This is a genomic window from Saezia sanguinis (assembly GCF_963921665.1).
Lineage (GTDB): Bacteria > Pseudomonadota > Gammaproteobacteria > Burkholderiales > Burkholderiaceae_C > Saezia > Saezia sanguinis.
On sequence record NZ_CAWUGC010000016.1, the window covers coordinates 27,973 to 41,883 of the forward strand.

Annotated in this window: 14 protein-coding genes; 5 read left to right on the plus strand and 9 right to left on the minus strand. The window is 54.5% G+C overall.

Features of this window, described 5'->3' with window-relative positions:
- Nucleotides 1-112 precede the first annotated feature (112 nt).
- The 3 genes from AACY98_RS10875 to trxA all read right to left on the minus strand — a co-directional run bounded on the left by AACY98_RS10875 (nucleotide 113) and on the right by trxA (nucleotide 3,547).
- Nucleotides 113-784 carry a carbonic anhydrase gene (locus tag AACY98_RS10875; RefSeq protein ID WP_126980313.1) on the minus strand — a complete coding sequence of 224 codons (672 nt, stop codon included), beginning with the start codon at nucleotides 782-784 and terminating at the stop codon, nucleotides 113-115.
- A gap of 135 nt (nucleotides 785-919) precedes the next feature.
- Nucleotides 920-2,455 (minus strand): cardiolipin synthase, encoded by a 1,536-nt coding sequence (gene cls / locus AACY98_RS10880; protein WP_339804951.1) that lies wholly within the window; start codon nucleotides 2,453-2,455, stop codon nucleotides 920-922.
- Between the two features lie 144 nt (nucleotides 2,456-2,599).
- Nucleotides 2,600-3,547, minus strand: a complete 948-nt coding sequence (trxA, locus tag AACY98_RS10885; RefSeq protein WP_126980311.1) for a thioredoxin — start codon at nucleotides 3,545-3,547, stop codon at nucleotides 2,600-2,602.
- Nucleotides 3,548-3,731: 184 nt separating this feature from the next.
- Between trxA and purE the strand changes: the two genes are divergently transcribed.
- From purE to AACY98_RS10900, 3 genes are read left to right on the plus strand one after another with little or no spacing between them, the layout of a single operon-like run.
- Entirely contained in the window at nucleotides 3,732-4,226 is a 495-nt protein-coding gene (gene purE, locus AACY98_RS10890; RefSeq protein WP_339805218.1) for a 5-(carboxyamino)imidazole ribonucleotide mutase, read from the plus strand.
- 21 nt (nucleotides 4,227-4,247) lie between these two features.
- Nucleotides 4,248-5,426 carry a 5-(carboxyamino)imidazole ribonucleotide synthase gene (locus AACY98_RS10895; RefSeq protein ID WP_339804955.1) on the plus strand — a complete coding sequence of 393 codons (1,179 nt, stop codon included), beginning with the start codon at nucleotides 4,248-4,250 and terminating at the stop codon, nucleotides 5,424-5,426.
- Nucleotides 5,427-5,479: 53 nt separating this feature from the next.
- Nucleotides 5,480-6,508, plus strand: coding sequence for an L-threonylcarbamoyladenylate synthase (locus AACY98_RS10900; protein WP_339804957.1), 1,029 nt, complete (start codon nucleotides 5,480-5,482; stop codon nucleotides 6,506-6,508).
- A 36-nt stretch (nucleotides 6,509-6,544) separates the two neighbouring features.
- Here the strand turns inward: AACY98_RS10900 and AACY98_RS10905 are convergent, their stop codons facing one another.
- The gene (locus AACY98_RS10905; RefSeq protein ID WP_339804959.1) at nucleotides 6,545-6,841 is read right to left on the minus strand and encodes a hypothetical protein; all 297 of its coding nucleotides are present in this window, start codon (nucleotides 6,839-6,841) and stop codon (nucleotides 6,545-6,547) included.
- 273 nt (nucleotides 6,842-7,114) lie between these two features.
- Here AACY98_RS10905 and mutS point away from each other — a divergent pair, with 273 nt between their 5' ends.
- Nucleotides 7,115-9,784, plus strand: a complete 2,670-nt coding sequence (mutS, locus tag AACY98_RS10910; protein WP_339804961.1) for a DNA mismatch repair protein MutS — start codon at nucleotides 7,115-7,117, stop codon at nucleotides 9,782-9,784.
- 25 nt (nucleotides 9,785-9,809) lie between these two features.
- Nucleotides 9,810-9,941 carry a hypothetical protein gene (locus AACY98_RS10915; RefSeq protein WP_339804963.1) on the plus strand — a complete coding sequence of 44 codons (132 nt, stop codon included), beginning with the start codon at nucleotides 9,810-9,812 and terminating at the stop codon, nucleotides 9,939-9,941.
- Nucleotides 9,942-9,986: 45 nt separating this feature from the next.
- Here AACY98_RS10915 and AACY98_RS10920 read toward each other — a convergent pair whose 3' ends face one another.
- The 5 genes from AACY98_RS10920 to era form a co-directional block, all read right to left on the minus strand.
- Nucleotides 9,987-10,268: a hypothetical protein gene (locus tag AACY98_RS10920; RefSeq protein ID WP_339804965.1), complete on the minus strand. Its 282-nt coding sequence runs from the start codon at nucleotides 10,266-10,268 to the stop codon at nucleotides 9,987-9,989.
- Between the two features lie 75 nt (nucleotides 10,269-10,343).
- On the minus strand, nucleotides 10,344-11,483 hold the full coding sequence (gene nagZ, locus AACY98_RS10925) for a beta-N-acetylhexosaminidase (RefSeq protein ID WP_339804967.1): 1,140 nt from the start codon (nucleotides 11,481-11,483) through the stop codon (nucleotides 10,344-10,346).
- A gap of 51 nt (nucleotides 11,484-11,534) precedes the next feature.
- Nucleotides 11,535-11,930 carry a holo-ACP synthase gene (gene acpS / locus AACY98_RS10930; protein WP_339804969.1) on the minus strand — a complete coding sequence of 132 codons (396 nt, stop codon included), beginning with the start codon at nucleotides 11,928-11,930 and terminating at the stop codon, nucleotides 11,535-11,537.
- A 246-nt stretch (nucleotides 11,931-12,176) separates the two neighbouring features.
- Nucleotides 12,177-12,977 (minus strand): DNA repair protein RecO, encoded by an 801-nt coding sequence (gene recO, locus AACY98_RS10935; RefSeq protein WP_339804971.1) that lies wholly within the window; start codon nucleotides 12,975-12,977, stop codon nucleotides 12,177-12,179.
- A gap of 3 nt (nucleotides 12,978-12,980) precedes the next feature.
- On the minus strand, nucleotides 12,981-13,910 hold the full coding sequence (gene era, locus AACY98_RS10940; RefSeq protein WP_339804973.1) for a GTPase Era: 930 nt from the start codon (nucleotides 13,908-13,910) through the stop codon (nucleotides 12,981-12,983).
- Nucleotide 13,911 lies beyond the last annotated feature (1 nt).

Sequence of the window (13,911 nt, forward strand, 5' to 3'; positions counted from 1 at the left end):
ATCATGCCTGATCAACACACAATTGAAAATAGTCGATGATTTCGCACAACATTTACCATGGCCGAGTCATCTGATCAGCCAATCAGACCGAAACACAAGCAGGGCGCACAATTCAGGCTTTAACGTATCGCTTGCGCAACAGTGCCAGCACGTCATCGTAGGAAGACTGCATCTGTTGCGGATTAGAAACGGCAAACCGCAAATCCTGAATCAGGCCGTTATGCAGCGCATACACCCAGCCATGCACAGTCAATGCCTGTTCGCGCGTCCATGCATCCTGCACCACAGTCGATTCACACACGTGCACAGCCTGTTCCAGCACATTCAACTCGCACAAGGCATTGTGCTGCTGCACCGGATCTTCAATCATCTTGAGCAAATCCCAATGGCGGTCACGCACATCCTGCACATGACGCAGCCAATTGTCCGAAACCCCGATCCGGATGCCATGCAAAGCGGCATGCACGCCACTGCAACGGTAATGCCCAACAACCATGATGTGTTTGACATGCAACTGCTCCAAAGCAAACTGCATGACCGAAAGACAATTCAGATCGGAATGCACCACCACATTGGCAATGTTACGGTGCACAAACAGCTCCCCAGACTCCAGCCCGACAATTTCATTGGCGGGAACCCGGCTGTCAGAACAGCCGATCCATAAATACTGGGGGTTTTGCTGCGTTAGCAAGCGGGAAAAAAAACCGGGCCTGACTTCTTCAACCGAGGTTGCCCACTGCCGGTTCAACTCAAACAATGTATCAATATTATCAGAACTATTCATGCCGCCATGATGCCCTTTCAGGCCTGATTCTGCCACCTGATTATTTTTTATGCACGCAGACTTCAAGGATATTTTGAACCCGTACTTGCACAAATCCGGATTCTTTTTTTCGCGTTTTTAAACGCCCGCCCTGCTTTACAACAAAGGGGCGCCCAGCCTGGCAATATCCTCAGGCAACTGCTGCCAGAACGGCACTTTCAGGTCGGAAGCATGCAACTCCCTGGCCGAGAGCATATCGCGCATAAACTGCTGCTCCAATGCCTGCGCGGCGGTATGCTCATAGCTGAGCACCGCCACCTCAAAATTCAGGCGAAAACTGCGGTTATCAAAATTATCGGTCCCGATGAAACTGTACTCACAATCCACCAGCAGCGTTTTGCTGTGCAGCATCCGGGGGCCATACTCCCAAATGCGCACACCGGCAGCCATCAGTTCGCCATACCAGGAACGTGCCGCCAGCGTCACAACCAGGCTGTCGCTCATTTTCGGCACCATCAGGCGCACATCCAGCCCGCGCAATGCCGCCGATGACAACGCAAACAACGCCGGCTCATCTGGCACAAAATAAGGTGTTACCAGCCATACCCGGTGCCTGGCCGCATTAATCGCCATCAACTTGGCACGCCAGATCGGCGCTTGCGGTGTATCAGGCCCACTGGCAATCACCTGCACCTGCATCCCTTTGCCCTGTGGCACATCCTCCAAAGGCACCGGCGCAGGAATATCCTGCGGCACTTCCCCCGTCGTATAGTGCCAGTCCTCCAGAAAAACCTGCTCCAGCCAATAAACCGCCGGGCCTTCAAACTTCAAATGCAGATCATGGTAGGCATTGCTGTTGCGCCGCAGGTCTTCCTCATCGGTCACATTCACGCCCCCGGTAAACCCCACAGCGCCGTCGCACACCACAATTTTGCGGTGCGTACGCATGTTCACGACAGAGCGAATCCAGCGCAATGCGCCCTGGTGAAAAAACGCCAGTTCTCCGCCGGCGTCAATAAACGCTGCCATATATTTGCGGGTGATTTTGCGGGACCCCAGCCAGTCCACCAGCAGCCGCACCTTGACACCTGCACGCGCTTTCTCCGTCAGCAGATCCCGCAGCATGGTTCCTGTTTCATCCGGTTCATAGATGTAATATTCCAGATGCACGGTATGGCGCGCCGCCCGGATTGCTTCACAAATGGCATCGATAGTCTGTCCGCCATCCTCCAGCAACTGATAATGGCTGGCCATTGAAATCGGTAGCCCGGTACTGTCAAACACCATGCTAGAAAGCTGTCTTGCCTGCTGGCTGAGCATGTGCGGCAAATGCAGATCATCCAGTTGCCGGATCAGCGCAGCATACGACTCTCCCTCCTGCGGCAGTTGCGAAACATCCAGACACTTTGCCTGTGGATAAAACTGCTGCGCCACTTTCAGTTGCTCTTTCCAGTAGCTGCGGTAACTGCTCAGAACCTGGCGCCTCATACCACGCATGACACGGTGCCGCTTCAGTTTGCGGGGCCCGACAAAATAATAAATCAGCAGCCCCACCACGGGTAACCCACCCAGAGCCAAAAGCCAGCCGATGGTCGCCTGCGGAGAACGTTTCTCCAGAATAATCCAGATTGCCAGCACCAGTAAATAGACGCCCCATCCGGTTGCCAACACAACTTTAAGCACTTCGCTCATGATGATTCGTAGACTTGACCCATACAGCCTGCAATATAGCATCAAACCGCAAAAACCACTGCGACAGCGCCCTCGGTGCCAACCCTCAAAACAAAACAGCGGCCTAAAAGCCGCCGTTTCATTTTCCAGGTCTCGTATTGCTGTTCAATTCAGCGCCATGCTCAGCCGGCGGCGGTAATCGGCAACCAATTTTTGCTGGGGATCCAGTTGCTGCTCCTGCCGCTCCAATGCAATTGCACCCTGCTTGGCAGCAGGCGTAGCGGGCGAAACCTGCTGCGGTGCCATCAGTTCCAGAATTCCCACATAAACTTTGCGGGCCGCGCCATCATTCCAGTTCTTATCCCGCATGATGATTTCAAGCAACTCGTCCAGTGCTTTGACCCTTTCACCCTGTACAAGCCAGCGTTGTGCCAAGGCCAAACGGGCGTCAAAATCCCTTTTATTTGCAGCAATAGCAGCCTGCAACTGCTCAAATGCAGGAGCCACCGCATCCGCTTCCTGCGCCTTCAGCCATACATCCAGTGCCATCGGCCGTGCTGCCAGCGTTCCACCGGCCGTCACCAAAGGAGCCAACGGCTCCCATGCCTGACGCGCCTGCTCCGTTTTCCCCAGTTGCAACAACAGCTCGACATACTTGCAGCGCATCTCATCGTCTGCCGGGTTGACTGCCAGCGCTTCCTGGAAACGCTCCAGCGCGGCTTCCATATCCCCTGATTCAGCTAGCTCGGCAGCCTCCTGCGCATTGGCTTGTATCTGCATATCCTCTTCGCTGGGCACATGTTTATCCAGAAAAGCCTTGACCTGCCCTTCCGGAAGCGCCCCGGCAAAACCATCCACCGGCTGCCCGCCGACAAGCAGAATCACCGTCGGAATACTGCGAATGCCAAACGCCTGCGCCAGTTGCGGCTGTGCATCGGTATCAATCTTGACGAGTTTGAAGCGCCCGGCATACTCTGCCTCCACTTTCTCCAGAATCGGCCCTAAAGACTTGCAAGGCCCGCACCATGGTGCCCAGAAATCCACCAAAACCGGTGTCGTCATAGAGGCAGCAATCACTTCCGCCTCAAAATTTTCTATTGTCACATCAATCATGATTCTTCATATTTCCGGCAATGCCACTGTGTGATTAATTTCACCGAATGATAGATGATATTTGCATTCTGTCGTTTACCAGAGGCAAAAAAACAACCTTGACTGGCAACAAATGGGGGCAGTTCGTTAAAATTCAAACCCTACGCTCCGTTTTTCGTACATACTCAACATCATGATGACCAAAATCCCTCCTCCCCAAATCGGCATAGTCATGGGCTCCAACAGCGACTGGGAAACCATGAGCCATGCGGCCCGTATTCTCAGCGATTTTGGCATTGCCTACGAAACCCGGGTTGTTTCGGCGCACCGCATGCCCGACGACATGTTCGCCTACGCTGAAGATGCTGCCAGCCGCGGCCTGAAAGCCATTATTGCCGGGGCCGGCGGCGCAGCCCACCTGCCTGGCATGCTGGCAGCCAAAACCACCGTCCCCGTGCTGGGCGTTCCAGTTGCCAGCAAATACCTGCGAGGCGTGGATTCTCTGCACTCCATTGTGCAAATGCCCAAAGGCATCCCTGTAGCGACTTTTGCCATCGGTGAAGCAGGTGCTGCAAATGCGGCCCTGTTTGCCGTTGCCATGTTGGCAACGGACCAGCCCCAATTAAAACAACAACTTGAAGCCTTCCGCAGCCGGCAAACCGAAGCCGCACGCGCCATGACTTTGCCTCCCCTCGAATAATACCAAAGCAAAGAATCCAAAATGAAAAAGCCCCGGCCCCATTTCATAGAACCAGATGCCACCCTTGGCGTCATGGGAGGCGGCCAGCTTGGCCGCATGTTTGTCCATGCGGCACAAAGCATGGGTTACCGCACAGCCGTGCTGGACGAGACCGCTGACAGCCCTGCGGGCGGCATTTCACACCACCATATCCGCACCGCCTATACCGATCCGGCCGGTTTGCAGCAACTCGCGAAAATCTGTGCTGCGGTCACCACCGAATTTGAAAACGTTCCGGCGCAGGCGCTTGAAACCCTATCTCAGCACATTTCCGTTGCTCCTGGAGCGCAGGCTGTTGCCATCTGCCAGAACCGCGCCACAGAAAAAGCCTATTTCCGCAAAAGCGGGGTTCTGTGTGCTCCGCACGCCATCATCAACAAGGCAGAGGATCTGGCCGATATTGATAACCGGCTGTTTCCCGGCATCTTAAAAACCACAACCCAGGGATATGACGGTAAAGGCCAGGCGGTTGTCGAAAACGCGGCCGAACTTGCCGCAGCCTGGCAGCAGATGAACCAGATCTCCTGCGTACTGGAAAAAAAGATGCCATTGGCGTACGAAATTTCCGTCATGGTCGCCCGCGGGCACGACGGAAAAAGCATCCATTTTCCGGTTCAGCGCAACTTACACCGCCAGGGCATACTGGCCGTGACAGAAGTATCGTGGGATCAAAACTGGCTGCCGCTCTCCCTGCAAAAAGAAGCATTTGATGCCGCCAAAAAACTGGCACAGACCATGGAATTCGTCGGCGTGCTGTGTGTGGAATTTTTTGTACTCGAAAACAATGTACTGGTTGCCAACGAAATGGCGCCGCGCCCGCACAACTCGGGCCACTGGACCATTGACGGCTGCTACTGCTCCCAATTTGAAGCGCAGGTTCGCACATTGGCAGGCCTGCCGCTGGTAGAGCCCAAACAGCATTCCAGCGCTGTCATGCTCAACCTGCTCGGCGACTTGTGGCTGACCCCAAAAGGCGAGCAGCGCTGCCCGGCATGGGACAGAATTTTAGCCATTCCCGGAGCACACCTCCACCTCTACGGAAAAGCAGAGGCCCGCCCGGGTCGCAAAATGGGGCATCTGACCATCACCGCGACCCGGCTCAACGCTGCCCAGGAAGCAGCCCTAGAAGCCGCCCGTATTCTCGGAATTGAGCCATGGTAAATGAAAGCGCCGTCAAAAGATAAGCTTTCTTTGAACCATGCATGGATTTTTGTATGACCTCTCGCATTCTGCCCGGTACAGACCCTCAAGCCATTGAGCAGGCTACACAGGCACTCAAACAGGGCAAGCTGGTTGCCATTCCAACTGAAACCGTCTACGGCCTGGGGGCTGACGCGGATCAGGATACAGCCTGCCACGCCATTTTCACGGCCAAAGGCCGCCCGACAGACCACCCGCTCATTGTGCATATCAGCCAGCTTGAAGCCGCAAAACACTATGCACAGGAACTGCCGGAATTTGCACTGAAACTCATTGAAGCCTACTGGCCCGGGCCGCTGACACTGATACTGCAACGAAAACCGGGCATCGCTGATGCTGCTGCCGGCCATCAGAAAACCATTGGCCTGCGCTGCCCCTCACACCCGGTGGCACAGGCACTGCTCAAAGCATTTGAAACCCTGGGCGGGCATGGCATTGCCGCCCCCAGTGCCAACCGCTTTGGCCGTACCAGCCCCACCACTGCGCAGCACGTTCAGGACGCTTTTGCTGACCTCAGCCCCAGCCCCATTGCGCTGATACTGGATGGCGGTGCCAGTGACGTTGGCATTGAATCCACCATCGTGGACTGCTCCCGCGGCAAGCCTGTATTATTGCGCCCCGGTATCTACACGCCGGCAGAGCTGGAAGCCACAGCAGGCGTTCCCCTGATCATCCATGCCGACGTACATGTGGATGACCCCAAAGCCCCCGGTACGCTGAGTGCACACTATGCGCCCAAAGCCAAAGTCCGGTTAATGGCCGCGGAAGACCTGAAAATCGCCGCTGGCATGCTGGCTGTTGCATCACCTGCCAATAACGCCCGCATCGGCATCTATGCGCAGCATCTGCCTAAAGTCAAAAAAGCGTCTCACATTGTCTTACGCCAGATGCCCGGCAACGCCAAAGACGCGGCGCATGAATTATTTTCCGCACTGCACGACTTCGACGCTCAGGGCGTCAGCCTGCTGTGGGTGGAAACACCACCCGATGGGCCCGAATGGATTGGCGTGCGTGACCGCCTGCAAAGGGCTGCATCAAGCTGATTGCAAGGCTTTTTCACTGAGGCTGCCACCGCACGCCTATCCGCCTAGATACCTTTCCAGCCACCCCATAATCGGAATAAGAATAATCATACCGTTACAGGCTAAAAACATCATGATGCTGGCGGACAACTTGTCAAAAATCCATACGACAACAGATGTCAGTGCGATCATGAATGCAGTTGGAACATAAAATAAAGAGATAAAGGCGAGAGCAAGCCTCTCATCAAAAGAGTCTTGCAATGGTTTACACCAAAACGGCAATGTGACGTAGGCCAGCAGAAAAAACGGCCATATCAGTTTGATGACGGGATTGTCAAAAAGAATTGTGGACATTTTTTTTAACACATTCCAAAGACTAACCCTGCTCTTATAAGTCTGTTTTCTACGCAGTTTCCGGTTTGAAGACGCCATGTTGTTACCTCGTTTTTGTTGTTTTGCCAGATAACTACATGCTACCTGTCCAGTCTGCCCCCACCTCTAAATACATTCAAAGTATCTTCATAAGATACCTTAAGGACTTTTCCGGGATACGCCTTGCACATCATTTACAATGAACGCAGGTTCTAAAATAACTCTTTTGATCTTGCCGCCATATCTACTGACACCATGAATTTCTCTGCCCTCACCGAAGACCAGCTTGCCAGCCATACACCCATGATGCAACAGTATCTGCGGGCCAAAATGCAGTTCCCGACCACGCTGGTGTTTTACCGTATGGGTGATTTTTATGAAATGTTTTACCAGGATGCAGAGCGTGCGGCCCGCCTGCTTGACCTGACGCTGACCAAGCGCGGGCAGTCTGCCGGGGAACCCATCCCGATGGCCGGTGTCCCCGTGCATGCAATGGAAAACTATCTGGCCCGGCTGATCCGGCTGGGAGAGTCGGTTGCAATCTGCGAACAGATCGGTACACCGGGCGAAACCAAAGGTCCGATGGAGCGCAAAGTGGTTCGCGTGGTCACGCCCGGCACACTCACCGAAAGTGAGTTGAGCTCAGACAAACAGGAAAACCTGCTGCTGACACTGCATATGTCCGGCCGCGGGCAACCGCTTGGGCTGGCATGGCTGAGCATGACACGCGGGCAGATCACACTGGCGGAAAGCCCGCTGGATGAACTGCCGGCATGGCTCACACGCATCAACCCGGCTGAAGTTGTCATATCACAGGAGCTCAGCGAACGACAGCGCGAGCAGGTACAACATGCGCTGCAGTCGGCCGATCTGGTGCACATTGCCGTCACACCGCGACCGGCATGGCAGTTTGACGCCGCACTGGGGCAACGCACCCTGTGTGAACACCTGCAGGTTGCCTCACTGGAAGCCTGGGGAGCACAACAATTACCCGCCTGCCATGCAGCCGCAGCCGCTTTGCTCACTTATGCCGAGCACACCCAGGGCCGGGTGCTCTCACACCTGAATGACCTGAAGGTGGAACGGCAGGATGATACGATTGAACTGCCCCCGGCCACCTGCCGCAATCTTGAACTGGTACAGACACTGCGCGGAGAAGAAGCCCCCACACTGTTTTCTCTGATCGACACCTGCCAGACCTCCATGGGCAGCCGCACACTGAAACGCTGGCTGCTGGCGCCTGAGCGCAAGCGCCACCATGCCATACGCAGGCAACAGGCCATTGCCACACTCTTGGCACACCCCGATGCACATGCGGCAATCCGTCAAGGGCTGCGCAGCATCAGCGATGTGGAACGCATTACCGCGCGCCTGGCTTTACGCCAGGCCCGCCCGCGGGAGCTGGCTGCGTTGCGTGAAAGTCTGGTCGCATTACCCGCTTTGCGCGCCATCGTGCCGCAGGAAATACCGTCACAAAGCACACTGGATACCGATGAGCCGGGTACGCTGCTGGCCTCATTGTGTGCCCACCTCACCCCCACGCCGGACATTGCCCAGACGCTGGATGCAGCCATTCTGCCTGAGCCAGCGGCCATTCTGCGTGACGGCGGTGTCATCGCCGAAGGCTTTGACCACGAACTGGACGAGTTACGCACCATTGGTAACGACAGCAGCACATTTCTCATTGAAATGGAAACACGTGAACGTGAACGCACCGGCATTAACAACCTGCGCGTACAGTTCAACCGTGTGCACGGCTACTTCATCGAAGTCACTGCCGGCCAACTGGACCGTGTACCCGATAACTACCAGCGCCGCCAGACCATGAAAAATGCCGAGCGGTTCATCACCCCTGAACTGAAAGCATTTGAAGACAAAGCGCTGTCTGCCAAAGAGCGTGCATTGGCACGTGAAAAAATGCTGTACGAGCAGTTACTGGAAGACCTGCAAACACATGTCCCCGAATTAACCCGACTGGCTACCGCATTGGCAACGCTGGATACACTGGCTGCACTGACTGAGCGCGCCCAAACCCTGCACTGGAACTGCCCGCGTTTTGTCAAAGAACCCTGCCTGGAAATTACAGGGGGACGACACCCGGTGGTTGAAGCCCGGTTGATGGAAACCGGCTCGCACAGCTTTATCGCCAACGACTGCCGGCTGGACACCAAACACCGCATGCTGATTGTGACCGGCCCGAACATGGGCGGTAAATCCACCTTCATGCGGCAGGTGGCGCTGATTGTGCTGCTGGCGGCCGTTGGCTCTTACGTTCCGGCCCTGGCCTGCACCCTGGGGCCGATTGACGCCATTCATACCCGCATTGGCGCGGCAGACGACCTGGCCAATGCCCAGTCCACCTTCATGCTCGAAATGACCGAAGCCGCCGCCATTCTGCATGCCGCTACCGAGCACTCGCTGGTGCTGATGGACGAAATCGGAAGAGGCACCTCCACCTTTGATGGCTTGGCGCTGGCAGGTGCCATCGCCGCACACCTGCACGACAAAAACAAATCCTTCACGCTGTTTGCCACCCATTATTTTGAACTGACAGAATTCCCGGCCAGCCATCCGCTGGCGCTGAACGTGCACGTCAGCGCGGTCGAGTCCAACAACGGCATCGCCTTTCTGCATGAGGTGCAGCCAGGCCCGGCCAGCCGCAGCTATGGCGTGCAGGTAGCCCGACTGGCTGGCGTACCGGCAGCCGTCATACGGCAGGCACAGCACACGCTCAAAGCCCTTGAAGCACACCAGCAGGAGCAGGTGGCACAGGTTGATCTGTTCCATACGCCAGCGCCGGTAGCAGAAGCGTTTCCCGCACCGCGCAGCACCGTGGAAAACAAGCTGGCAGAAGTCAACCCTGACACATTGTCGCCTAAAGAGGCACTGGATATTCTGTACGAACTCAAACAGGCGCTCAAATGACTGAATACTTTAAGAGCATACAGCCATGACGACTGACAAAGATCTGGATTATTACTACGCGAGCAATATCAAAGCAGATGATTATTTGGATCTGATCCAATATGTGCAGAAATTTGCAGCGCTGGTGAAGCAGTATGAGCAGGAAGCCGCTTGTTGAGCCAGTTAATATTCGCGAAGCTTCCCGCTGAAAAAACTGAAACGATCAGGAGCCTGTCATGCAAGACTTCATTGCGGCAAATATAGCCGTGGCAAATTTCTGTGCATTGGCTGAATTCGTGCCCTGATTCAATTCAACAATCTCAGATTTTGAGAAGCCTTCTGCAGCCTTGTCAAAAGAGCAGGCGCAAATTTTTTCATTTGCACCGCCCTGTAGTGTACAGCCGTCCATAAAATCTTTGCGCGCCTGTTCATACTCGCTGTTAGAACAGCCTGCCAACACTAAAACCGGCACAATTGCAGCGAACAAGACAGCTTTTTTAAACATGGAAAATCCTTTATGCTCGTTTGATCAACGGTCATCATAACCTCTGACAGATCAAACCCAGGATTTTCCCTGACCTTAAAGGTCAGCCATCGCCTCCTGCGCCTGCAGGTAACGCGGCTCATCCATCAGAAACTCCCAGGTCGGTGCGGGCTGTTGCGGCAGCAAAACGCGTCTGCGGTATTCACTGATCAGCCGGGGCGTCCACTCTTCCTTCTGCTGCGCAGCCCAAAGTCCGTCCAGCAGACCATCCAATGCTTTCGCATTGTTGACAGACTGATTGCACAGCAGCACCATGTCACAGCCGGCCTGCAATGCCAGTACAGCCGCCTGCGTATAGTCAAGCAGCTTACCGTTGACGTAGCGCCCCCCTTCCATACTCAGGTCGTCACTGAAAATGCAGCCGTTGAACTCCAGTTCACCACGCAAAATATCCTGCAGCCAGCGTGACGAATACCCGGCCGGCAGCGAATCCACCTGCGAGTAAACCACATGAGCAGGCATCACGGCATCCAGTGCAATGCCCAGCGTCTGATAAGGCAGCACATCGTATTTCAATATCTGCTGCAATGAGCGCTCATCCACAGGAACCGCCGTATGGGAGTCTGCCTGGACAAAGCCATGCCCCGGGAAATGCTTGCCGCAATTACTCATGCCGGCAATTTTGAGGCCGTGCATGACAGAACGGGCCAGCAAGCTGACTACCCGGGGGTCGTGTGAGAATGACCTGTTACCGACCACTTCGCTTTTGCCCCAGTCCAGATCCAGCACCGGCGTAAAACTGAAGTCCACCCCGCACGCGCGCAACTCGGCTGCCAGCACATAACCACAGGCGGTGGCTGATTCCACGGCCGCCAGTGGCCCTTTGCCAGGCTGTTTCAGGTCGTCATTGACCCATAACTGCCCCAGCGCACGCATGGCAGGAATAATGGTGAACCCGTCTGAACGGAACCGCTGCACACGCCCGCCCTCATGGTCGACAGCAATCAAAACATCCGGCCGGACTGACTTGATATCACTGGTCAGATCGCACAGTTGCGTCCTGCTCTGCCAGTTACGGGCAAATAAGATCACGCCCCCGGTCAAAGGGTGTTCAAGCCGGCGGCGATCGTCTTCGCTCAAAGAAGTGCCCGCAATGTCCAACACTACCGGCGCGCACGTCAATTCCGGCGTACCTGCAATCTCCTGCTGTAATAAAGCTTTTCTATTTTGCTTCATGGAATAACTTTCAATCGCACTGTTTGCTGTCCCAAATTAGGTGGCACTTTATCACTCTATAGTCTCAACCACAACAAAAGCCATGACATACGCTGCCTCATCGGTCACGCTGACATGTGCTTTTAAATGCTGCTGCCCAAACCATTCGTCCAACTCATCATGTAATTTGATATAAGGTTGGCCGGAAGGTTTTTTCAATATTTCACAGCGCCGCCACGTCATAGGCATATGAATACCCAGCCCGATTGCCTTTGAAAAAGCTTCTTTGGCTGCAAACCGAGTTGCCAGGTATCTGATACCGTGCACAGGCAGTTTCTGTGAACGCTGCCGGTAGACGATCAACTCCGACGGCCCCAGCAAACGCTCGGCAAAGCGGTCCCCATGGCGTGCTATGGCCTGCTCCACACGTGCAATTTCGCACAAATCAGTGCCAATGCCATAAATCATGATATTGCCGGACTCCCTCACCCATCAACGCCCATATACAAACTTTATACTATACAGGCAATTGCAGGCCCTCTGACCAAAACTTTTATATTATTTATTTTGAATCAATATTTCAAATATTTATTACATGTAATAAAGTGAGGTTTAGATCTGTGAAAAAATGTCTCTAAAAATACACAATGATCAGCAAAAAACCGTCTGAATGACGCAAGCCGCCGCTTTTGATATTTTTTGAGCGTAACAAGATCAGGTCCGTTTTTGTAACGAGAGCATCAGTTTACGGGTCTGCAAAGATACCACGCCCGCATGGTGGTTCAGCAAAACACGCAATGCAGGTTTCAGTTCAACCGCAACGGCTTCAACCGCCAACGGCAATGTATTTAAAACCTCTTCTTCCGTATCCAGCGCCTGTTGTATCTGTTCCCACTGTTGGGCCGGTAACGCTCTTGCGCGGGAGTATGAGGGGGACGTTGACGTATTTTGCAGCATCAATCCGTTTTCAGGATCCAGCATATAGTAGCCGCCTGGCTGCAAAGCCCTCATAGAGAGGGCCTCATGATTTAAAGCAGGCAAAACACCAAGGGCACGCAACAAAATCAACTCAAACACCCGCAGCATGGGTTCTGCGACTTTTTCGCCTGAATGCTTTGCAATGAATGCCAGTGTTTGCGCATAGGCATCAAACACCAGAGGCTGCACATCTTCTCGTGCCAATAACCGCATCAGAAGTTCGTTGACATAATAACCGACCAGCAGCGGCTCTCCGGTGGGCATTGCATAGCCTCCGGCCCATTCTGCGCCTCGGAGCGTGCGAATTTGTGCTTGCGGCCCCAGACTCACCAACAAAGGCTGAAAGGGCAACAGGACAGAACGGAAAGCCGATGCGGGCTTGCGTACCCCTTTTGCCGCAACCGCCACACGCCCCAAGTTACGGGTAAATAGCTCGAGAATCAGGCTGGATTCGCTCCACTCATAACGGTGCAAAACATAGGCCGGCTCGCCGTGAACGCCCTGTCCGGCCGTATGCGAAGATCTGCGTACAGCCATCCGTCACTCGTAACCGAACGCACGGATCCGGGCTTCATCATCGGCCCAGCCGGAGCGCACTTTCACCCACAGCTCCAGAAAAACGCGGGCATCGAGCAACTGTTCCAAATCACGCCGGGCATCTGTGCCGATCCGCTTCAGCCGCTCGCCGCCAGCGCCAATGATCATACCTTTGTGCGCTTCACGGTCTACCACAATGGAAGTGCTGATACGGATATAACGTTTTCCGTCCTGCTCTTCCTCCTGAAACTGGTCCAGAATCACCGCAGAGGTATAAGGCAATTCATCCCCCGTGAGGCGAAATAGCTTTTCGCGCACAATTTCAGTGGCTAAAAAGCGCTCACTGCGATCTGTAAGCATCTGCTCGTCATACCACCAGTCCTGTTCAGGCAGATAAGAGACACAAATATGCAACAGCTTCTGTACATCCTTAGGAGAGCGGGCCGACAACGGTACAAACTCGGCAAAAGGATAACGCTCCTGCATGCTTTTGAGCCATGGTGCCAGCTCACTGCGCCGGTGCACGCGATCAAGCTTATTGGCAACCAGAAATACCGGTGTTTCCTGCGGAATCAGGTTCAACACTTTCGCGTCATTCAGGTCAAAACGCCCAGCCTCCACCACAAACAGAACCAGATCCACATCGGCCAAGGCCCCCTGGACGGTCTTGTTCAACGAGCGATTCAATGCAGCGGCATGCTGTGTCTGAAAGCCCGGTGTATCCATGAAAACAAACTGCGCATTTTCCAGCGTTCTCACACCCATGATGCGGTGCCGGGTTGTCTGCGCCTTTTTAGAGGTGATGCTGACCTTCTGCCCGACCAGTGCATTCAGCAACGTGGACTTGCCCACATTGGGGCGCCCGATAATTGCCACCAACCCGCACCGCTGCGGGCCGGCAGGTAAAGCCTTCAGAGAAGATGGTTCTTTCATG

Coding starts and splice junctions, on each gene's coding strand:
- era (WP_339804973.1), bottom strand. CDS start 13,910: ATGAAAGAACCATCTTCTCTGAAGGCTTTACCTGCCGGCCCGCAGCGG.
- mutS (WP_339804961.1), top strand. CDS start 7,115: ATGAATTTCTCTGCCCTCACCGAAGACCAGCTTGCCAGCCATACACCC.
- AACY98_RS10875 (WP_126980313.1), bottom strand. CDS start 784: ATGAATAGTTCTGATAATATTGATACATTGTTTGAGTTGAACCGGCAG.
- nagZ (WP_339804967.1), bottom strand. CDS start 11,483: ATGAAGCAAAATAGAAAAGCTTTATTACAGCAGGAGATTGCAGGTACG.
- AACY98_RS10915 (WP_339804963.1), top strand. CDS start 9,810: ATGACGACTGACAAAGATCTGGATTATTACTACGCGAGCAATATCAAA.
- recO (WP_339804971.1), bottom strand. CDS start 12,977: ATGGCTGTACGCAGATCTTCGCATACGGCCGGACAGGGCGTTCACGGC.
- AACY98_RS10900 (WP_339804957.1), top strand. CDS start 5,480: ATGACCTCTCGCATTCTGCCCGGTACAGACCCTCAAGCCATTGAGCAG.
- cls (WP_339804951.1), bottom strand. CDS start 2,455: ATGAGCGAAGTGCTTAAAGTTGTGTTGGCAACCGGATGGGGCGTCTAT.
- AACY98_RS10895 (WP_339804955.1), top strand. CDS start 4,248: ATGAAAAAGCCCCGGCCCCATTTCATAGAACCAGATGCCACCCTTGGC.
- trxA (WP_126980311.1), bottom strand. CDS start 3,547: ATGATTGATGTGACAATAGAAAATTTTGAGGCGGAAGTGATTGCTGCC.
- AACY98_RS10920 (WP_339804965.1), bottom strand. CDS start 10,268: ATGTTTAAAAAAGCTGTCTTGTTCGCTGCAATTGTGCCGGTTTTAGTG.
- acpS (WP_339804969.1), bottom strand. CDS start 11,930: ATGATTTATGGCATTGGCACTGATTTGTGCGAAATTGCACGTGTGGAG.
- AACY98_RS10905 (WP_339804959.1), bottom strand. CDS start 6,841: ATGTCCACAATTCTTTTTGACAATCCCGTCATCAAACTGATATGGCCG.